Source organism: Streptomyces sp. JH34, from assembly GCF_029428875.1.
In the GTDB taxonomy this organism is placed as follows: domain Bacteria; phylum Actinomycetota; class Actinomycetes; order Streptomycetales; family Streptomycetaceae; genus Streptomyces.
Map to the genome: position 1 here is coordinate 2,205,445 of NZ_JAJSOO010000001.1, position 19,458 is coordinate 2,224,902.

Annotated in this window: 15 protein-coding genes; 4 read left to right on the plus strand and 11 right to left on the minus strand. The window is 71.1% G+C overall.

Annotated elements, in window-relative coordinates; all coding sequences use genetic code 11:
* Nucleotides 1-6: 6 nt before the first annotated feature.
* The 7 genes from LWJ43_RS09490 to LWJ43_RS09520 all read right to left on the minus strand — a co-directional run bounded on the left by LWJ43_RS09490 (nucleotide 7) and on the right by LWJ43_RS09520 (nucleotide 6,996).
* Entirely contained in the window at nucleotides 7-222 is a 216-nt protein-coding gene (locus LWJ43_RS09490; RefSeq protein WP_277331849.1) for an EF-hand domain-containing protein, read from the minus strand.
* Between the two features lie 103 nt (nucleotides 223-325).
* A complete protein-coding gene (locus LWJ43_RS09495) occupies nucleotides 326-1,498 on the minus strand; it encodes a YVTN family beta-propeller repeat protein (protein WP_277331850.1) in 1,173 nt (390 codons plus the stop codon).
* Nucleotides 1,498-2,313, minus strand: a complete 816-nt coding sequence (locus LWJ43_RS09500) for a polysaccharide deacetylase family protein (protein ID WP_277331851.1) — start codon at nucleotides 2,311-2,313, stop codon at nucleotides 1,498-1,500. The genes LWJ43_RS09495 and LWJ43_RS09500 overlap by 1 nt, the downstream gene beginning before the upstream one ends.
* A gap of 387 nt (nucleotides 2,314-2,700) precedes the next feature.
* Nucleotides 2,701-3,216: an ATP-binding protein gene (locus LWJ43_RS09505; protein ID WP_277331852.1), complete on the minus strand. Its 516-nt coding sequence runs from the start codon at nucleotides 3,214-3,216 to the stop codon at nucleotides 2,701-2,703.
* A gap of 251 nt (nucleotides 3,217-3,467) precedes the next feature.
* On the minus strand, nucleotides 3,468-4,235 hold the full coding sequence (locus LWJ43_RS09510) for an enoyl-CoA hydratase/isomerase family protein (protein WP_277331853.1): 768 nt from the start codon (nucleotides 4,233-4,235) through the stop codon (nucleotides 3,468-3,470).
* Nucleotides 4,236-4,323: 88 nt separating this feature from the next.
* A complete protein-coding gene (locus LWJ43_RS09515; protein WP_277331854.1) occupies nucleotides 4,324-5,574 on the minus strand; it encodes a L,D-transpeptidase in 1,251 nt (416 codons plus the stop codon).
* A 201-nt stretch (nucleotides 5,575-5,775) separates the two neighbouring features.
* Entirely contained in the window at nucleotides 5,776-6,996 is a 1,221-nt protein-coding gene (locus LWJ43_RS09520) for a L,D-transpeptidase (RefSeq protein WP_277331855.1), read from the minus strand.
* A 269-nt stretch (nucleotides 6,997-7,265) separates the two neighbouring features.
* On the opposite strand from LWJ43_RS09520, the gene glgX reads away from it, so the two are divergent.
* Nucleotides 7,266-9,386, plus strand: coding sequence for a glycogen debranching protein GlgX (gene glgX / locus LWJ43_RS09525; RefSeq protein WP_277331856.1), 2,121 nt, complete (start codon nucleotides 7,266-7,268; stop codon nucleotides 9,384-9,386).
* 9 nt (nucleotides 9,387-9,395) lie between these two features.
* Here glgX and LWJ43_RS09530 read toward each other — a convergent pair whose 3' ends face one another.
* Genes LWJ43_RS09530 through LWJ43_RS09545 form a run of 4 tightly spaced genes read right to left on the minus strand, consistent with a single transcriptional unit; the run spans nucleotide 9,396 to nucleotide 13,063 of the window.
* Nucleotides 9,396-10,052, minus strand: coding sequence for a response regulator (locus LWJ43_RS09530; RefSeq protein ID WP_277331857.1), 657 nt, complete (start codon nucleotides 10,050-10,052; stop codon nucleotides 9,396-9,398).
* A 23-nt stretch (nucleotides 10,053-10,075) separates the two neighbouring features.
* Nucleotides 10,076-11,329, minus strand: a complete 1,254-nt coding sequence (locus tag LWJ43_RS09535; RefSeq protein WP_277331858.1) for a sensor histidine kinase — start codon at nucleotides 11,327-11,329, stop codon at nucleotides 10,076-10,078.
* Between the two features lie 55 nt (nucleotides 11,330-11,384).
* Entirely contained in the window at nucleotides 11,385-12,158 is a 774-nt protein-coding gene (locus tag LWJ43_RS09540; RefSeq protein WP_277331859.1) for an ABC transporter permease, read from the minus strand.
* A complete protein-coding gene (locus LWJ43_RS09545) occupies nucleotides 12,155-13,063 on the minus strand; it encodes an ABC transporter ATP-binding protein (RefSeq protein WP_277331860.1) in 909 nt (302 codons plus the stop codon). The genes LWJ43_RS09540 and LWJ43_RS09545 overlap by 4 nt, the downstream gene beginning before the upstream one ends.
* A 153-nt stretch (nucleotides 13,064-13,216) precedes the next feature.
* On the opposite strand from LWJ43_RS09545, the gene LWJ43_RS09550 reads away from it, so the two are divergent.
* The 3 genes from LWJ43_RS09550 to LWJ43_RS09560 all read left to right on the plus strand — a co-directional run bounded on the left by LWJ43_RS09550 (nucleotide 13,217) and on the right by LWJ43_RS09560 (nucleotide 19,420).
* Nucleotides 13,217-15,025, plus strand: a complete 1,809-nt coding sequence (locus LWJ43_RS09550) for an ABC transporter ATP-binding protein (RefSeq protein WP_277331861.1) — start codon at nucleotides 13,217-13,219, stop codon at nucleotides 15,023-15,025.
* Entirely contained in the window at nucleotides 15,022-16,893 is a 1,872-nt protein-coding gene (locus LWJ43_RS09555) for an ABC transporter ATP-binding protein (RefSeq protein WP_277331862.1), read from the plus strand. The genes LWJ43_RS09550 and LWJ43_RS09555 overlap by 4 nt, the downstream gene beginning before the upstream one ends.
* Before the next feature lie 484 nt (nucleotides 16,894-17,377).
* Nucleotides 17,378-19,420, plus strand: coding sequence for a M4 family metallopeptidase (locus LWJ43_RS09560; RefSeq protein ID WP_277331863.1), 2,043 nt, complete (start codon nucleotides 17,378-17,380; stop codon nucleotides 19,418-19,420).
* Nucleotides 19,421-19,458: the final 38 nt, after the last annotated feature.

Genomic DNA, 19,458 nt, shown 5'->3' on the forward strand with positions numbered 1-19,458 from the left:
TGCGGTTCAGGCCTTGTTCTGCGAGGCCCAGAACTCGTCGAACGTGAGCTCGCCGTCGCCGTTGCCGTCGTGGGCGTTGATGACGGCCTGGGCGACCGTCTCGGTGACGTAGGGGTCACCGAGCTGCGCCATGGCGCTCTTGTACTCGGTGGCCGTGATGCGACCGTCGCCGTTCTGGTCGAAGCGCTCGAATGCCGTGCGTGCCGACTCGATGTCCGCCACTGTTCCGCCCCTTCGTTAAGCGTTGTTGACGGAGGTCAGATTATCCGGCGGTCCGGGCGGCGGAACCGGCGGGCGACGGGGTGCGGCGGGGCCTCCGCGCCCGTCAGCGGAAGACGCCGGTGTGGCCGAGGGAGTAGCGGCCGGGCTGCGGATAGACGGCCAGTCCGTGCGGACCGCTGCCGACGGGGATCCTGGCGAGCTGCTTGCCGGTGGCGGTGTCGATCGCGTAGACCTCGGCGTCGTACCTCCCGGAGAGCCAGAGCACCTTGCCGTCGGCGGAGACACCGCCCATGTCCGGGCTCCCGCCGTCGGGGAGGTGCCACTTCGCGGTGAGCCGGTTCCTGGCGAAGTCGAAGACGGAGACGGATCCCTCGCCCCGGTTGGTGACGTACATCTGCTTCGAGTCCCGGCTGACGTAGAGGCCGTGGGCGCCCTTGCCCGTGGGCAGCAGTTCGGGTGTCGTGAACTTCTCGCCGTCGAGCACCCACATCCCGTGCGCCATCATGTCGGCGATGTAGAAGGTGCTCCCGTCCGGCGAGAGCTTGACGTCCTGGGGCATCGCTCCCTGTTTCGGCAGCCTCTGCTGTCCCACGATCCTCATCTTCTCCGTGTCGACCTTGAGGAGTTCGCCGGAGAACTCGCAGGAGACGATGAAGTACCGGCCGTCCGCCGAGAAGTCGGCGTGGTTGACGCCGGCGCAGTCCACGGGCAGCGTCTTCGCGACCTTCATGGTCCGCGGGTCGCGGAAGACCAGCTCGCGGTCCATCGAGGCCATGACGACGGCGTACCTGCCGTTCGGGGTGAAGTAGAGGTTGTAGGGGTCGGACACGTCGACCGTCCGGCCCGCCTTCCCCGTGGCCGGGTCGATCGCGGTGAGGCTGTCGCCGAGGTCGTTGTTGACCCAGAGCGTCTTCAGGTCCCAGGAGGGCACGACGTGCTGCGGCTGGTTGCCGACGGGAATGGTCTCGATGACCTTGTACGTCGCCGGGTCGATCACCGACACCGTGTTGGAGTTGGTGTTGGGGACGTAGACGCGGGACGGGAAGTCCTTGACGGCCGGGGCCAGTTTGCCGGGCCGGTCCGCCGCGTAGACGTCCTCCGGGTCGAGCACGGGAGGCATCCCGGGCAGCCCGGGCGGGGACGCCTGCCGGTCGGGCGGGGCGGCGGCCTCGGTGCGGGAGGGCTCGGGCCGCGCGTGGTCCGCGGGAGCGGCGCAGGCGGCGAGCGCGGCGACGAGCAGGGCGGCGGCGGTCAGGGCGCGCGGGGAGGGAGGCATCAGGTGAACAGCTCCGTGGTGGTCACCGCGCGCAGTCGGCGCCGGTCGATTTCGGTGAGGAGGAGGGGCAGCGCGGCGATGGTGTCCCGGTAGCCGAAGTGCAGGCTGACCACCGAGCCGTTGCGGAGCTCGCCGGCGACCTTCCGGGTGACGGCGGCGACGCCGGGCGAGGTGAAGTCGAGGGAGTCCACGTCGTAGGACAGGACGTGCGGATACCCGGCCCGGCGGGCGAGGTCCTGGACGAGTGGGGTGGCGGACCGGGCGCGTGAGGGCCTGAACCAGGTGCCGATGGAACCGGTGAGCCGGCGCAGGCGCCGGGCGCAGCCGGTGATCTCCGCGTAGGCCCGCTCCTCGTCCATCGCGTTGATGTCGAGGTGGCTCTGGGTGTGGTTGCCGAGGTCGTGGCCGCCGTCCAGGATCCGGCGGGCCATGCCGGGGTGCTGGTCGAGCCAGCTGCCGACGGCCAGCACGGTGAGCCGGGCGCCGGCCCGCTCGGCCTCGCCGAGGACGGCGCGGGCGAGGGTGGGGTCGCCCTGGCCGTGGAAGGTGAGGGCGACGCGGGGACGGCCGCGGGGGCCGTGCTCGATCTGCACCGGCTGCCCGGGGAAGCGGCGGGCGACGGCTGCCGGGGCCACCGCCCCGTGGGCCTTCTGGGCACGCGGGCCGTCCGGCGAGCGCTCGGCGTCCTTCGCCCTCCGGGGCGCCTGCGGGGGCGCGTCCCGTGCGCAGCCCGCGGTCGAAGCGCCGGCCAGGAGTGCTCCGGCCGCCGTGCGCAGGGCGCCGCGGCGGGGCACCGGTGTCCTGCGACCGTCCATGGCCGTCCACCTCGCGGGTCGATTCGGGTGCTGTTTCCCCGAGACCCGAGACACAGTAAGGCGGGAGGAGCGGAAATCCGGGCGTTGCCGGGCATGGCCGCTTCCGACAGGCGATCGATGAATCACCCGGTGAATCTGAAGAATGCGCAAAGAATGCCAGGCGAGTGACCCAACACACCTGCGATCCATAAGCCATATGCACGCTTTTGCGTTACATATCCATTTTGCGGCTTTGGCTCCGAGGTCGCCCGTCTGCCATAGTCGGTGGCACGACCTCCTCCGACCCGAGCCAGGTCCCCCGTGCGGCCGTGGACACACCCCCCATTCCACGGCCCCCTCAGAAGCCCCCGACGCGCCACACCCAGGCCGACCGGGGGCTTCTGCGTGTCAGCGGTCGGTGGTGCGCATCTCGAACCAGGTGGTCTTGCCGCGGGGCAAGAGGTCCACGCCCCACCGGTCGGAGAGCTTGTCGACCAGAAACAGACCGCGCCCGCTGACGTCCGTCTCACGGACAGGCATCAGACACGGCAGCCCGCGCGAGGGATCACGCACCTCGACACGGACCCAGCCACGGCGGCGCAGCATCCGCAGACCGAATATCCGCGCCCCGGTGTGCCGCACCGCGTTGCCCACGAGTTCGGAGACCAGGAGCACTCCGTATTCGGCGGTCTGCGGGGGCAGTTGCCACTGCCGCAGCATCACGCACGAGGTGATGCGCCGGGCCGTGGCGGCGGACTCCGGACGGGAGGGCAGCCGGACCTCCCCCTCCGTCGGGTTCCCGAACAACTCCAGCGCCTTGTACGCCTGTTCGTCTTCCACGACAGACGCCAAGCGTGCCGCGGCAGCAGTGCTGCGCGGTCGCGGCTGTTCCACACCCTCCAGGCCCGCCATGCCCCCCATCATGGCCGCACAGAACGCGCTCCGTGACCGTTCCAGCAGAATCCCTCCCCCGGAACCAGTCATTCCGCGCCGGTTCTCCGGCATATGCCAGAGGCAGAACGGAGGGTCCTTCAGCCATGCCCACCTGCGGCGACGTGGAAGGTCCGGGTAATTGCACGGGCATGGCGGACGCCGGACCTTAAGGTTCTCTTAAGGTCCGGCGGATCCGCCCGCACGGATGAACACGCGTGTCTGTGTACGCAACTCACCCTCGGTCAGAGGAATTCGGCCTTTCCGGGGCCCTCCTCCACGAAGCTGCGCATGCCGCGCTCGCGGTCCTCGGTGGCGAACAGGCCCGCGAACCAGTTCCGCTCGATCGTGAGCCCGGTGTCGATGTCCGTCTCCAGCCCCGCGTCCACCGACTCCTTGGCGGCCCGCAGCGCCAGTGCCGGGCCCCGGGCCAGCCGGGCGGCCCAGGCGTGTGCCTGCTCGTACACCTCGGCGGCGGGCACCACACGGTCCACGAGTCCGATCGCCAGGGCCTCCTCGGCCTTCACCTGACGGCCCGTGAAGATCAGGTCCTTGGCCCTGGACGGGCCCACCAGCCTGGCGAGTCGCTGGGTGCCGCCGGCGCCGGGGATCAGGCCCAGCAGGATCTCCGGCTGGCCGAGCTTCGCGTTGTCGGCGGCGATCCTGAAGTCGGCGCAGAGCGCCAGTTCGCAGCCGCCGCCCAGGGCGTAGCCGGTGACGGCGGCGACCACGGGCTTGGGGATGCGCGCCACCGCGGTGAAGGACTCCTGCAGGGCCCTGGAACGCACGACCATCGCCGTGTGATCCATGGCCTGCATCTCCTTGATGTCCGCGCCGGCGGCGAACACCTTCTCGCCGCCGTAGAGGATCACCGCCCGCACGTCGTCGCGCCGGCCCGCCTCCTCGGCGAGCTCGCGCAGCCGGTCCTGGACCGCGACGTCCAGGGCGTTCATCGGCGGGCGGTCCAGCCGGATCGTGCCGACGTTGTCGCTTACTTCGAGGGTTACGGTCATGGGGAGCAGGTTAACCGCCGCTAACGCGGGCGGGCCCGGTGCCGTTGGTCACAGCACCGGGCCCGCGCGACACCTGCGGACGGGGACCTCAGGCGGTCCACTCCGACCAGTCCATGTTCCAGCCGTTGAGGCCGTTGTCCGGCTGGATCACCTTGTCCTTGGAGTTCTTCACGACGACGACGTCGCCGATCAGCGAGTTGTCGAAGAGCCAGGCGGCGGGCGTCTTGCCGTCCCAGCCGCCGCGCACGTCCCGCAGGCCGACGCAGCCGTGGCTGGTGTTGGTCGTGCCGAAGATGCCCGAGCCGCCCCAGTAGTTGCCGTGGATGAAGGTGCCCGAGGTGGACAGGCGCATCGCGTGCGGCACGTCCTTGATGTCGTACTCACCGCCGAAACCGACCGTGTCGCCGTTCATCCGGGTCACCTTGAGCTTCTCGCTGATGACCATCTTGCCGTTGTACGTGGTCGTGGCCGGGGCGCCCGCGGAGATCGGTATGTCCTTGATCTGCTTGCCGTCCCGGACCACCTTCATCCGGTGGGAGCTCGCGTCGACGGTGGAGACCTGGCTGCGGCCGATGGTGAACTTCACGGTCTTGGCCTGCTTGCCGTAGACCCCGGGCCGCCCCTCGACACCGTCGAGGTCGAGGCGCAGGGTCACCTTCGTGCCCGCGGCCCAGTAGTCCTCGGGGCGGAAGTCGAGGCGGTCGTTGCCGAACCAGTGGGGCTCGATCCGCACGGCGGGCTCCGCCGTCACGCTGATCGCCTTCTCCACGGCGCCCGGGTCGGTGATGCCCCGGGTGAAGTGGATCGACACCGGCATGCCCACGCCGACGGTCGAACCGTCCTCGGGCGTGTACTGGCCGATGAAGGTGTTCTCCGGGACCAGCGTCGTGAAGGTGGTGTCCTTCGCGGACTCGCGGCCCTCGGCGTCCTTGGCGACCGCGTGGACGGCGTACTTGGTCGCGGCGGCCAGGTGCCGGTCCGGGACCCAGCTGAGGCCGTCCCCGGCTATCTTGCCCTCGACCTCCTTGCCCTTGGGGTCGGCGACCTTCACCGTGCTCAGCTTGCCCTGGGCCGCCGAGACCTTCAGCGCCCCGCTGGTCGCGACGTCGTCGGCGCCGTCCTTGGGCGCGATGGTCACCACCGCCTGCGAGGCGGTGGTGTCGTCGGCCTTCGCGTCCGCCTGCTTCCCGTCCTTCTCGGCGGCGGCTCCGCTACCGCCGCAGGCGGTCACCAGCAACAGCAGCGCGCCCAGTACGAGTGCGAGGAGGCCATGGGCTCCCCGCCCACGCCGTTCCCCGCCCGCTCCGGCCAATGCCCCCGATATCGGCTGCCCGTTCAAAGTGGTCGTCTCCCCTCGCACGGCCTGGCCCCGCCATGGCCCGCACCCCCGCGCCGTACATGCACGCTCGGCGCAAGACAATCACACCGCGCGTGGGGAGAACTTCCCCGGAATGTCACCGTTCCGTCCCAACTCGCCCCGCGTGCCCGCCGAGTGGCCCCGGAGCACATGCTTCCGGGGCCTTCCCAGGTCACACGGGGGTCAACGCAGGGCCGAGCCCGCCTTCCACCGGGGCCAGCCGAGGTTCCATCCGCCGAGGCCGTTGTCGGGGGCGACGGTCCGGTCGGTGGAGTTGACCACCTCGACCACGTCACCCACGAGCGTCCGCTCGAAGAACCAGCCGGCCGGGGTGTCCGAGCTGCCGCCCTTCACGTCGCGCAGCCCGATGCAGCCGTGGCTGGTGTTCTCGGAGCCGAAGATCTCCGGGTCCTCCCAGTAGTTGCCGTGCAGGAAGGTGCCCGACTTGGTCAGCCGGATGGCGTGGGGCACGTCCTTGATGTCGTACTCACCGCCGAATCCGACCGTGTCGCCGTTCATCCGGGTCACCTCGTGCAGCTCGGACACCACCATCTTCCCGTTGTAGGAGGTCGTCCTCGCGGCGCCCGCGGTGATCGGCACCGTGCTGACGACCTCGCCGTCGCGGCGTACCTCCATGGTGTGCTCCCGGGCGTCCACGACGGACGTCTGGGAGCGGCCGACCGTGAAGGTCACCTTCTTCCGCTGGCTGCCGTACACCCCCGGCGCGCCCTCCACGTCACGCAGGCCCACGTCGACCGTGACCCGGGTGCCCGGCTCCCAGTAGGAGGCGGGCCGGAAGTCGAGCCGGTCCTTGCCGAACCAGTGACCGGCCACCTCGACCTCGGGGTCCGTGGTGATCCTGATGGCCTTCTCCACCGCCGCGCGATGGGTGACGGGCCGGTTGAAGTCGAAGGAGACGATCATCCCGGTGCCGACGGTGGACCGGTTCTCCGGTTTGAAGTAGCCGATGAAGCGGTCCTCGGGGACCAGGGTGGTGAACGAGGTGCTGCGTGCGGAGCGGTGGCCGTCACCGTCGACCGCGACGGCGTCCACGGTGTACTTGCCGGCCAGCCCGAGCCGGTATCCCTCCTCCCGGGGTGCCCACGAACGGCCGTCCTCGGCGATCCGGCCCGGCACCTCCCGGTGTTCCGCGTCCTGAGTCCTGATCACCTTCACCCGCTCGAGCCGCCCGTCGGGGACGGTCACCTCGAGCCGGCTGTCCGCGCCGACGTCCTCGGCCCCGTCCCTGGGAACGATCCGGATCGCGTCCCCGGGCGAGCGGTCGTCCCCGAAGAACGGCGTCCCGCCGCTGCAGCCCGTCAGTACGGCCAGCACGGTGAACAGTCCTGCCCATGTCAGCACGGCGGTCGAACCGGCGCGTGCTCTCTTCGCTACGTGGTTCACGCTCCCCCCAACGACGCCGCCGCCCGGGGGAAACGTGAGTGCGGGGCCGCCGGTGGGCAGAACAGAGGGGAGGACACCGCCAGGAAGGGCGCGGCCGGGACGCCGCGCACTCCTTCTGCGGGTGGCCGCTCCTACGAGCCGCAGGAGGCTGAGAGGTGTCGAGCACAGCCGAGCAGGAGGAAACGCCGCCCACGACGGGGAGGGTGGCGAAGGTCCGAGCGGTCCCCGGGACCGAAGCGGACAGACCACCCGTATGGCCGGGTGCCCCGATGCCGTTGGGAGCCCGCTTCCGGGTCGGACCGGACGGTGTGGCGGGCACCAACTTCGCCCTCTGGGCGGGCGGGGCCGAGGCCGTCGAGCTCTGCCTCTTCGACGAGCGGGGTGCCGAGACCCAGCTCCCGCTGACCGAGCTGACCCATGAGATCTGGCACGGCTTCGTCCCCGGGGTGGGGGCGGGGCAGCGCTACGGCTACCGCGTGCACGGCCGCTGGGACCCCTGGACCGGCGCCCGCTGGAACTCCGCGAAGCTGCTCCTCGACCCCTACGCCCGTGCGGTGGACGGCTCCTTCACCCTGCCGCCCGAGGTGTACGGCCATGTGAGGGACTGGCCCGAGCAGCACGTCGCCGACACCGTGCGGGACGACCGGGACTCGGCGCCGTACGTCCCCAAGGCGGTCGTCGTGCACGACGACGACGACTGGGCGGAGGACCGCAGGCCCAAGACCCCGTGGGCGGACTCGGTCATCTACGAACTGCACGTGCGCGGCTTCACCAAGCTCCACCCGGACATCCCGCCCGAGCTGCGCGGCACCTACGCCGGACTCGCCCACCCCGCCGCGATCGGCCACCTCCGCCGTCTCGGCGTGACCGCCGTCGAGCTGCTCCCGGTCCACCAGTTCGCCCACGAGGACCATCTGCTGCGGCGCGGGCTGCACAACTACTGGGGCTACAACTCGATCGGTTACTTCGCCCCGCACGCGGACTACGCGGCGAGCGGCACGGCCGGCGGGCAGGTCGGCGAGTTCAAGCAGATGGTGCGCGCCCTGCACGACGCCGGGATCGAGGTCATCCTCGACGTGGTCTACAACCACACGGCGGAGGCCGGCGAGCTCGGCCCGATGCTGTCCCTGCGCGGCATCGACAACCGGGGGTACTACCGGCTGCAGCAGGACGCGCGCCGTTACGCGGACTACACCGGCTGCGGCAACACCCTGCACGTGGTGCAGCCGCAGGTCCTGCGGCTGATCACGGACTCCCTGCGCTACTGGGTGACGGAGATGGGGGTCGACGGCTTCCGTTTCGACCTGGCGGCGGCGCTCGCCCGGTCGATGCACGACGTGGACATGCTCTCCCCCTTCCTCGCGGTGATCGCCCAGGACCCCGTACTGCGCCGCGTGAAGCTGATCGCCGAACCGTGGGACGTCGGCAACGGCGGTTACCAGGTCGGCGCGTTCCCGCCGCTGTGGACCGAGTGGAACGACCGCTACCGGGACGCCGTACGCGACTTCTGGCGCGGCGCCCTGCCCGACGTACGCGACATCGGCTACCGGCTCACCGGGTCGAGCGACCTGTACGCCTGGGGTGGCCGGCGGCCGTACGCGTCGGTCAACTTCGTCACCGCGCACGACGGTTTCACCCTGCGCGACCTGGTGAGCTACGAGAACAAGCACAACGAGGCCAACGGTGAGGGCAACCGTGACGGCACGAACGACAACCGCGCCTGGAACGGCGGCGCCGAGGGCGAGACCGACGATCCGGACGTCAACGCCCTGCGCCGCAGGCAGCTGCGCAACCTGCTGACCACCCTGCTCCTGTCGACGGGGGTGCCGATGCTGGTGGCGGGCGACGAGATGGGGCGCACGCAGGGCGGCAACAACAACGCGTACTGCCAGGACAACGAGGTCAGCTGGCTGGACTGGTCGCTGCTGGAGGATCCCGGGTGGCGGGAACTGACGGAGCTGACCGCCCGGGTGCTGGCCCTGCGCCACCGTCACCCGGTGCTGCGCCGCCGCGCCTTCTTCGCCGGGACGCCGCAGGCCCCGGACGGCCTGCGGGACCTGGCGTGGTTCACCGCGCAGGGTACGGAGATGACGGAGGGCGACTGGTACGCGCCGGCGGCGACGCTCGGTCTCTACCTGTCCGGGCGCGACATCCCCGGCAGGGACGCGCGGGGCGGGCAGATCACCGACGACAGCTTCCTCGCGGTCCTGCACGCGGACCACCGGTCCTGCGACTTCCGGCTCCCGGGCCCGCCCTGGGCCCGGTCCTACGAACTGGTGCTGGACACCTCGCGCGAGGACCAGTCGACGGCTCCCGGCTCCCTCCACCGGGGCGGCACGGCACTGACCGTGGAGGGCAGGGCGGTGCTGCTGCTGCGCGTGGCGGAGTGAGGGACCGGCTCAGCCGAGGATGCCGCGCTCGTAGGCGACGGCGACGGCCGCGGCGCGGTCCTTCGCACCCAGCTTGGCGAAGACATGGGTGAGGTGCGTCTTCACGGTCGCCTCGCTGATGAACAGCTCGGCGGCGATCTCACGGTTCGACGTGCCGCGGGCGACGAGCCGGAGCACCTCGCACTCGCGGGCGGACAGCGACTCGTGGCCGGGTGCGGCCGGGGTGCGTACCCGGGAGACGAGACGGGAGGCGACGGCGGGCGACAGCACGGTCCGTCCGTCGGCGGCGGCGCGCACGGCGGTGAAGAGCTCGTCGCGCGGCGCGTCCTTGAGCAGATAGCCCGTCGCGCCCGCCTCGATTGCGGGCAGGGTGTCGGAGTCGGTGTCGTAGGTGGTGAGGACCAGCACCTGGGAGCGGGAGCCGCGCCGGGTCAGTTCGGCGATCGCGGCCACGCCCCCGCCGCCGGGCATGCGAAGGTCCATCAGGACGACGTCGGGGTCCAGATCGGCCGTCAGCTCCACGGCGGCCACCCCGTCCGCCGCCTCCCCGAGCACCATGAAGCCGGGCGCCGAGGCGAACATGCCGCGCAGACCGTCGCGTACGACGGGATGGTCGTCGACGAGGACGAGGGTGATGACGCGCGCGGCGTCCGGTGCATGGGTCATGTCGTGCCTCACGCTAGCGTCCGTCATCCGAGGCGGACCAGGGGTACCCGGGCCGAGACCGCGGTGCCCAGTCCCGGGCCCGTCTCCACGGTGACCGTACCGGCGATCCGTTCCGCGCGTGCCCGCATCCCGCCCAGTCCGAAGCCGCCCCTGCCGCTGTACGGCGGGAGCCCGGCCGGGTCGAAGCCGCAGCCGTCGTCACGTACGTCCAGGGTGATCTCGTCGCCCATGTAGGAGAGCGTGACGCCCGCCCGGCTCGCGCCGGCGTGCCGGGCCGCGTTGGACAGGGACTCCTCGGCGATCCGGAGCAGCGTGGCCCCGACCTCGTCGTGGAGCGGTTCGACCGTCCCGGTCACGGTGAGGTCCGCGCGTACGCCGGTGCGTTCCGCCCAGCCGGTGACCGTCTTGCCGAGCGCCCCGGGCAGGTCGTCGTGTTCCAGGGCGGCGGGCACCAGGTTGCGCACCGACCGGCGCGCCTCGCCCAGACTGTGCCGGGCCAGCCCCGCCGCGCGGTCGAGGTGCTCACGGGCCAGCGCCGGGTCGGCGGTCGAGGTGGCGGCCTGGAGCTGGGCGATGATCCCGGTCAGGCCCTGGGCGATGGTGTCGTGGATCTCGGCGGCCAGCCGGCGGCGCTCGTCGGCGATCCCGGCCTCCCGGGCGTGGAGGAGCAGCTGGGCGTGCAGGGTGGCGTTCTCGGCCAGGGCCTGTTCCAGACGGGAGTTGGCGAGTTCCAGCTCGGAGATGGTCTCGGTCTGCCGTCGCGTCCTCTCCTCCTCGCGGGCGCTGAGGCTGCCGAAGAGGAGGGTGAGGAAGGCGTGCAGGAGGAACAGCGCTCCGAAGGCCACCCAGTTGGCGGGAGAGGCGGGCGGCATCCCGCTGCCGCTCTGCGAACCGGCCATGATCACAGCGGTGCACAGCAGGCCGGGGCGCACGAGTCGTCGAGGGAGCAGGTGTCCGACGTCGAAGTAGCCCACGATGGCGTAGACGGAAAAGAACGGGTTGTACCAGCAGAGGGCGAAGGCGATCAGCGTCCGCAGGACGTAGTAGCCCTGGGCCGGGCGCGATCCCGCGGGGGCGCCGGGCTCTCTCCGGCCCCACCACAGCTGGAGCGCGAGGGCCGCGAGGACCAGGAGCCCCGTCACGTACGTCTCGCCGCGGGACATCCCGATGACGCCCGAGGACAGCGCCGCCATCAGGACGGCGATGCCGAGCAGCGTGTACGGGCCGTACCGGAAGAACTGTGCCCAGCGCTGCTCCACCGTCATACCGCTGCTCATGCCGCCGCTCCCCCGCTCCGCCCGTGCTCCAGTCTCCCCCGGCGTGGCGCGCGGGTCACTCCCAGCGGAAGAGCCGGGTCGAGGCAGTCCCCAGCACGGCGGTCCACACCAGCACGACCGCGAGGTGCGCGGCGCCCGGCCAGTGGCCCGAGGCCGCCTGGTCGAGGGCCTGGGAGGCCGCGCCGAAGGGGGTGAACTCGACGATACGGCGGAGCAGGCCGGGCATGGTCTGGACGGGCACCCAGACGCCGGCGGTGAACATCATCAGGAGGTACGCCACCGATCCGAGGGCGGTCGCGACCTTGGACGTCCGGGACAGGGCGCAGATGGTGGCGCCGAGGGCGAGGACGCAGGCCATGGCGAGGAGGAGGGCCAGCAGGTACCCGGCGGCCTGTTCCGGCAGCCGCACGCCGAAGGCGGCCCTGCCGATCGCGACGACGAGTACCGCGGATCCCAGGGAGGCCGCGCCGTGCAGCACGATCTGCGCGGCGAGCAGGGCCGAGGGACGCACCGGCGTAGCCGACATCCGGCGCAGGATGCCGCGTTCGCGGTACCCGGTGAGGACCGGCGGCATGGCCTGGAGCCCGGCCATGATCATGGCCAGCAGGACGGCCACCGGGACGTACAGGTCGATGACGCTGCGGCCGCCGAGGGCGTCGTCGGCCTTCCGGAAGGACGGGATCAGACCGAGGATCGTCATCAGGGCGGTCGGGAAGACGAGGACCCAGAACAGGCTGCCGGGTTCCCTCAGGAACAGCCGGGTCTCCGTCCTGAGGACGGCGGCGAGCGGAGCCGGCCGGGACGGGGCCGTGGTGGTGGTCGTGGTCATGAGGTCTGCTCCGTGAGATCGAGGAAGACGTCGTCCAGGCCGGCCTCGGTGACGCGCAGCTGCCGGGCGGTGATGTGGTGGCGGGCGAGGAGTGTGATCACGGCGTTCGCGGTCTCGTCGGTGCCCTGGATGACCACCCGGCCGCCGGGTCCGCCCACCTCGACGGAGACCGCGCCGGGCAGTGCACCGAGTTCCGCGTGCGCGAGCGGCTCGGAGGGGGTGAAGGAGATGGCCGTCGGTCCCGGCGCCCCGCCGATCAGTCCGCCGGGGGTGTCGAGTGCGACGATCCGGCCCTTGTCGATCACCGCGATCCGGTCGCAGAGCCGCTGGGCCTCCTCCATGAAGTGGGTGACCAGCAGGACGGTCACCCCGCTGTCCCGGATCTCCTCGATGAGCCGCCAGGTGTCGCGGCGGGCCCGCGGGTCGAGACCGGTGGTGAGTTCGTCCAGCACGACCACTCGCGGATTGCCGATCAGCGCGAGCGCGATGAAGAGGCGCTGCTTCTGGCCGCCGGACAGCTGGGCGAAGCGGCGGTCGAGGTGACCGTCCAGCCCGAGCCGTTCGGCGAGCGCACACCGGTCGGCGGGGTGTGGGTAGAAGGCGCTGTAGAGCTCCAGTGCCTCGCGCACGGTCAGCTTGGGCTGGAGCTCGCTCTCCTGGAGCTGGGCACCCAGGAGTTGCGTGACCTGGTGGCGGTCGGCGGCGGGATCGAGCCCGGCGACCCGGACGGTGCCGGCGTCGGGGATCCGCAGCCCTTCGACGCATTCGACGGTGGTGGTCTTGCCGGCTCCGTTGGGGCCGAGGATTCCGAAGATCTCCCCCTCGTCGACGGTGAAGCTCACCCCGTCGACCGCGGGGCGGCCGCCGTAGGCCTTGCGCACCCCGCGTACTTCGATGATTGCCATGCCTTCGAGGATTCCGCCCCGGGGCGGGCTCCGGTATCCGCCGTCCCGCTCGGACCGGCATCGTCCGATCGGTTGACAGGGCTGTGCGACCCACGGGGTGTGCCCGGAAAACCACATGAGCGATGTCAGTGGTGAACCATAGGCTCGGTCCTGATGCCCGAAAAACCTGCAGAGCCCACGGACCGGTCCGCCGTGCGCTCCCTCCTGCGTCTGTGGCCCTATGTCAGACCGGTGCGTGCGCGCTGGATCAGCGCCGCCCTCGTGGCGGTTCTCGCGTCCAGCCTCGCCCTGGTGATCCCGCTGGTACTGAAGTGGATGGTCGACGGCCCCGTGGCGGACCGCGATCCGGGCGGGGTGTGGCTGGGTGCGCTCTGGCTGCTGTTGCTGGGGATCGCCGAGGCCGGGCTGTTCGGCCTGCGCCGATGGCTGGTGGCCCGGCCGCTGGCGGGTGTGGAGGCGTCGATGCGCGCCGACCTCTACCGCCATCTGCAGCGGCTGCCGGTGGCCTTCCACGACCGCTGGCCCTCGGGGCAGTTGCTCTCTCGCGGTACCACGGATCTGATGCTGCTGCGGATGTTCCTCGCCTTCCCGCTGACGTTCCTGCTGGTCAACGGCACGACGATTCTGGTCGGCTTCGTCATCCTGTTCGCGCAGGAGTGGTCACTGGGACTGGTGCTGCTCGCACCCGCCGTCCCGCTGATGGTCCTGTGCTCCCTCTTCGAGACGAAGTACTCGCTGGTGGCGCGCAGGGCCCAGGACCAGGTCGGCGATCTGACGACGGTCGTCGAGGAGAGCGTGCTGGGCATCCGTGTCGTCAAGGGATTCGGCCGCAACCGCAGCCAGGCGCTCGCCTTCCGGGCACTCGCGCAGCGGCTGCGCGGAACGGAGCTGGGCAAGGCCCGGCTGCTCGCGGGGATCTGGGCGCTGGTCACCGCCATCCCGGAGCTGGCGATCGGGGCCGCGTTGGTGCTCGGCACGATCGAGGTCGCGGACGGCACCCTGTCGGCGGGCACGCTCGTGGCGTTCCTCTCGACGGCGCTGGCGTTGCGCTGGCCGGTCGACTCGATCGGCTTCCTGCTCGCGATGAGCCAGGAGGCGGCGACGGCCGCCGACCGCTTCTTCGAGGTGATGGACGTCGAGGAGGAGCCGGAGCCCGAGGCGCCGGGAGTGACCGCCGGGACACCGGAACGGGGCATCGTCTTCGAAGGGGTGGAGTTCAGGTATCCCGACGCCGAACCGGGCTCACCGCCCGTCCTCGGCCGGATCGACCTGCGGATCCGGCCCGGCGAGACGATGGCGCTGGTGGGCGCCACGGGTTCCGGCAAGACGACGCTGACGGCTCTCGTGCCCCGGCTGCACGACGTCACGTCCGGCCGGATCCTGCTGGACGGCGAGGACATCGCCACCATGGCCCGGCCGCGGCTGCGCGAGCTCGTCTCCGTCGCCTTCGAGGAACCCACCCTCTTCTCGGCGACCGTCGGGGAGAACGTGCTGATGGGGGCGGAGGGGGCCGGCGAACAGGAGTTGCGCCAGGCCCTGTCCGTCGCCCAGGCCGACTTCGTGCACGACCTGCCGCAGGGCATCGGCACCCAGGTCGGGGAGCAGGGACTGAGCCTCTCCGGCGGACAGCGGCAGCGCCTCGCACTGGCCCGCGCCGTCGTCGGTGGCCCGCGGTTCCTGGTGCTCGACGACCCGCTCTCCGCCCTGGACGTGCACACCGAGGCACTGGTGGAGGCCGCGCTGCGGCGCGTGCTGGAGGGGACGACGGCCGTGGTCGTCGCCCACCGGCCGTCGACGGTGATGCTGGCGGACCGGGTGGCCCTGTTGTCCGACGGGCGGATCAGCGCGGTCGGCACCCATCAGGAACTCCTGCGCACCAGCCCCGAGTACGCCTGGCTGATGTCCGGCGCCCATGACACCGCCACCGGTGTCCTCGTCCCCGAGGAGGGCAGCTCCCGATGACCAGTACGACTGCCGACGGGCCCGCGGTCGCCGACGAGGACCTGCCCGGGAAGGGCTCCGGTCCGGCCCGGGAGGAAGGCGACCCGTTCGGCGCGGACACGCTGCCCGCTCCCCGGGGTGCCACCCGGGAGCTGCTGGTCTCCCTGCTGACGCCGCTGCGCGCCAGGGTCGTCGTGACGTCCCTGCTGCTGCTCCTCCAGCAGGCCGCCGTGCAGGCGGGGCCGCTGCTGGTCGCGTACGCCATCGACAGCGGGGTGCCCGCGTTCCGGGACCACGACTACGGTCCGCTGGCGGCCGTGGGCATCGGGTACGCCGTCTGCTCGGTGGGTGCGGGAGTGCTCCAGTACGCCTTCATCCGGGCGGCCGCCCGGATCAACCAGGACGTGCTGCTCGATCTGCGGGGACGGATCTTCCGCCACGCGCAGGCGCTGAGCGTCGACTTCCACGAGCGCTACACCTCGGGCCGGCTGATCTCCCGGTCGACCACCGATGTCGAGTCCCTGCGCGAACTGCTGAGCGAGGGGCTCCAGGAACTCGTCGGGGTGATCCTGTCGTTCGTCTCGATCTCCCTGATGCTGCTCTGGCTGGACCTCGGCATCGGGGCCATCGCGGTGGCCTCCTTCGTCCCCCTGTATCTGCTGGTGCGTGGATACCGGCAGCGGGCGGCCAAGGCGTACACGGCACGCTCGACGGCGATCGCCGCGGTCATCGTGAAGTTCGCCGAGACGATGAACGGGATCCGTCCCGTGCAGGCCTTCCGCAGGGAACGGGCCAACGAGAAGGACTTCGCCGTGTCCAACCACGACCACGAGCGGAGGAACGGCGACGCCCTGCTGGAGATGGCCCGCTACGTCGTCGGCTCCCGGCTGGTCGCGAACACGGCGGTGGCGGCGATGGTCCTCTGGGGTGCCTACCGGGTGGCGTCGGACACGCTGGCGCTCGGTGTGCTGGCGGCGGCGGTGCTGTATCTGCGGCGGCTGTACGACCCGATCGACCGGCTCGCGATGTTCCTCAACTCCTACCAGTCGGCCGCCGCTTCGCTGGAGAAGATCGCGGGCCTGCTGGCTCAGGAGCCCGCGGTCCCCGAGCCCGCGGCGCCGAAGGTGCTGCCGTCCGTCGCCGGTGAGCACCCCGGCCGCGAGGTCACGTTCGACGGAGTGCGGTTCGCGTACCGCACGGGGGGCGAGGTCCTGCCCCGCTTCGGCCTGACGATCCCGGCCGGCCAGACCGTGGCCGTGGTCGGTTCGACGGGTGCGGGCAAGTCGACGCTGGCCAAGCTGCTGGCGCGCTTCTACGACCCGACCGAGGGCCGGGTCCTGCTGGACGGCACCGATCTGCGCGACCTGGCGACGGCCGAATTGCGGCGGGGCGTGGTGATGGTGACCCAGGAGGCGTTCCTGTTCTCCGGGACGATCGCCGAGAACATCGCGATCGGGCGTCCGGAGGCGACGCCCGAGGAGATCGAGCACGCGGCGAAGGCGATCGGGGCGCACGACTTCATCAGCTCCCTGCCCGACGGGTACGACACGGACGTCCGGAAGCGCGGTGGCCGTATCTCCGCCGGGCAGCGGCAACTCGTGGCGTTCGCACGGGCCTTGCTCGCGGATCCCGCCGTGCTGATCCTCGACGAGGCCACGAGTTCACTGGACGTGCCCGGCGAGCGGGCGGTGCAGCGGGCGATGGACACGGTGCTGCACGGCCGGACGGCGGTGGTGATCGCGCACCGTCTGTCGACGGTGGAGATCGCTGACCGGGTGCTGGTGATGGAGCACGGCCGGATCGTGGAGGACGGCACCCCGGCCGACCTCATCGGTGGTACGGGCAGGTTCGCGGGGCTGCACAAGGCGTGGCGGGAGAGCCTGGCCTGAGGACGGCGGCCCTCGGACAAGCCCTCCACCCGATCACCGGCGGGGGACTCGCCGCGCGCCCACCACCGGTCATCGGCGTCCTCGTCGGCCGGCTCCACATCACCCTGATCCGGGAAGGAGCCGGCGGGTCGCACGGGACGGCGCGGAACTGGCCACAGTTCCGCGCCGTCTCAGCACGTGGGCACCACGCGCGGCCCGCCTTCCCGTTCGAACATCGCGCATTCGAACGGAATCTCAACTCACCCTGGGACATAAGGCCTTTCAGGCCCTCCGCACCCCCACTACGGCACCCGGCCGACACACGGCGAAACGTCCGGTTAACGAACACGGCATTTCCGGCAACGGACGACTTCCGGCCAATATGTTGACGCGGTCCTGACATGCGCACGCTCCGGCTGGCACTCTTCCCCCGTTCCACGCATCGCCTGCTCTGCCCGGCCGACTCACCCAGTCGGCCGTAGCCCCCTTCGCAGAAGGAGTCCGCGTGAGATTCACGCACAGCCGTCGTGCCACCGCGACCGGCGCTCTGATAGCCACAGCAGCACTCCTCGCCGTCGGAATGCAGGGCGGCGCCGCATCGGCCGCGCCCGAAGGCGCGACGGCGGCCCCCGCCGCCGCGGTGAAGGGCGCCGATCCCGGCGCGCTCCCCGCGAAGCTCTCCCCCGCCCAGCGTGCCGAACTGCTCCGCGAGGCCAACTCCACCAAGGCGGCCACCGCCGAGGAGCTCGGGCTCGGCGCCACGGAGGAGCTGGTGGTCCGCGATGTCGTCAAGGACGTCGACGGCACCACCCACACCCGCTACGAGCGCACGCTCGACGGTCTCCCCGTCCTCGGCGGCGATCTGGTCGTGGCCGCCTCGAAGTCCGGGGCGACGCAGGGCGTCACCAAGGCGTCGAAGGCGACCGGCGCCCAGCTGAAGGCCGTCGGCACGAAGGCGGACGTCGCGCCGGCCGCGGCCGAGAAGCAGGCGCTCACCGCGGCGAAGGCGGACGGCTCGAAGAGCACCGAGGCGAGCAAGGCACCGCGCAAGGTCGTGTGGGCGGCGAACGGGACCCCGCAGCTCGCCTACGAGACCGTGGTCGGCGGCCTCCAGCACGACGGCACCCCGAACGAGCTGCACGTCATCACGGACGCCTCCTCCGGCGCCAAGCTCTTCGAGTGGCAGGCCATCGAGACCGGCACCGGCAACACCCAGTACAGCGGCACGGTGACGCTGGGGACCTCGGGCTCCGGCAGCTCGTACAACCTGACCGACACCGCGCGCGGCAACCACAAGACGTACAACCTGAACCGCGGTACGTCCGGCACCGGAACCCTGTTCTCCGGCACCGACGACGTCTGGGGCAACGGCAGCGCGTCGAACACCGAGACCGCCGCGGCCGACGCCCACTACGGCGCCGCGGAGACCTGGGACTTCTACAAGAACGTCATGGGCCGCACCGGCATCAAGGGTGACGGGGCCGGAGCGTACTCCCGCGTCCACTACGGCAACAGCTACGTCAACGCCTTCTGGTCGGACAGCTGCTTCTGCATGACGTACGGCGACGGCAGCGGCAACCTCGCGCCCCTCACCTCGCTCGACGTGGCGGCCCACGAGATGACGCACGGCGTCACCTCCAACACGGCCGGTCTCAACTACAGCGGCGAGTCGGGCGGTCTCAACGAGGCCACCTCGGACATCTTCGCGGCGGGCGTGGAGTTCTACTCCAACACCACCACCGACCCGGGCGACTACCTCGTCGGCGAGAAGATCGACATCAACGGCGACGGCACCCCGCTCCGTTACATGGACAAGCCGAGCAAGGACGGCGCGTCCAAGGACTCGTGGTACTCGGGCCTCGGCTCGGTCGACGTCCACTACTCCTCGGGCCCGGCCAACCACTTCTTCTACCTCCTGTCGGAGGGCAGCGGGGCCAAGACCGTCAACGGGGTGTCCTACAACTCCCCGACGTCCGACGGCCTTCCGGTGACCGGCATCGGCCGGGACAAGGCGCTGCAGATCTGGTTCAAGGCGCTCACCACGAAGTTCACCTCCACCACGAACTACGCCGCGGCCCGCACCGGCACCCTGGCCGTGGCCGGTGAGCTGTACGGCACGTCGAGCGCCGAGTACGCCGGCGTCGCCAACGCCTGGGCAGCCATCGCCGTGGGCTCCCGCCCCGGCGGCGGCACCGACCCGGGCGGCAAGGTCTTCCAGAACACGACCGTCAAGGCGATCGCCGACAACAGCACCAGCAACTTCCCGGTCGTCGTCAGCGGCGTCACCGGCAACGCGCCCAGCACCCTGTCGGTCGCGGTGAACATCACGCACACCTACCGCGGTGACCTCGTCCTCGACCTGGTCGCCCCGGACGGTACGGCGTACCGGCTGAAGAACTCCTCGTCGAGCGACTCCGCGGACAACGTGGTGGCGACCTACACGGTCAACGCCTCGTCCGAGGTGGCCAACGGCACCTGGAACCTGAAGGTCCAGGACGTCTACTCGGGCGACACCGGCACCTTCAACAGCGTCAAGCTCACCTTCTGAGCGGTCTCCGGCAACGCTGAACGGGCGTCGGCCCGCAT

Excerpts from the sequence above, each read along its gene's own strand:
- LWJ43_RS09530 (WP_277331857.1), bottom strand. The coding sequence starts at position 10,052 with ATGACCCATGCACCGGACGCCGCGCGCGTCATCACCCTCGTCCTCGTC.
- LWJ43_RS09545 (WP_277331860.1), bottom strand. The coding sequence starts at position 13,063 with ATGGCAATCATCGAAGTACGCGGGGTGCGCAAGGCCTACGGCGGCCGC.
- LWJ43_RS09495 (WP_277331850.1), bottom strand. The coding sequence starts at position 1,498 with ATGCCTCCCTCCCCGCGCGCCCTGACCGCCGCCGCCCTGCTCGTCGCC.
- LWJ43_RS09555 (WP_277331862.1), top strand. The coding sequence starts at position 15,022 with ATGACCAGTACGACTGCCGACGGGCCCGCGGTCGCCGACGAGGACCTG.
- LWJ43_RS09510 (WP_277331853.1), bottom strand. The coding sequence starts at position 4,235 with ATGACCGTAACCCTCGAAGTAAGCGACAACGTCGGCACGATCCGGCTG.
- LWJ43_RS09500 (WP_277331851.1), bottom strand. The coding sequence starts at position 2,313 with ATGGACGGTCGCAGGACACCGGTGCCCCGCCGCGGCGCCCTGCGCACG.
- glgX (WP_277331856.1), top strand. The coding sequence starts at position 7,266 with ATGCCGTTGGGAGCCCGCTTCCGGGTCGGACCGGACGGTGTGGCGGGC.
- LWJ43_RS09505 (WP_277331852.1), bottom strand. The coding sequence starts at position 3,216 with ATGATGGGGGGCATGGCGGGCCTGGAGGGTGTGGAACAGCCGCGACCG.
- LWJ43_RS09550 (WP_277331861.1), top strand. The coding sequence starts at position 13,217 with ATGCCCGAAAAACCTGCAGAGCCCACGGACCGGTCCGCCGTGCGCTCC.
- LWJ43_RS09535 (WP_277331858.1), bottom strand. The coding sequence starts at position 11,329 with ATGAGCAGCGGTATGACGGTGGAGCAGCGCTGGGCACAGTTCTTCCGG.
- LWJ43_RS09540 (WP_277331859.1), bottom strand. The coding sequence starts at position 12,158 with ATGACCACGACCACCACCACGGCCCCGTCCCGGCCGGCTCCGCTCGCC.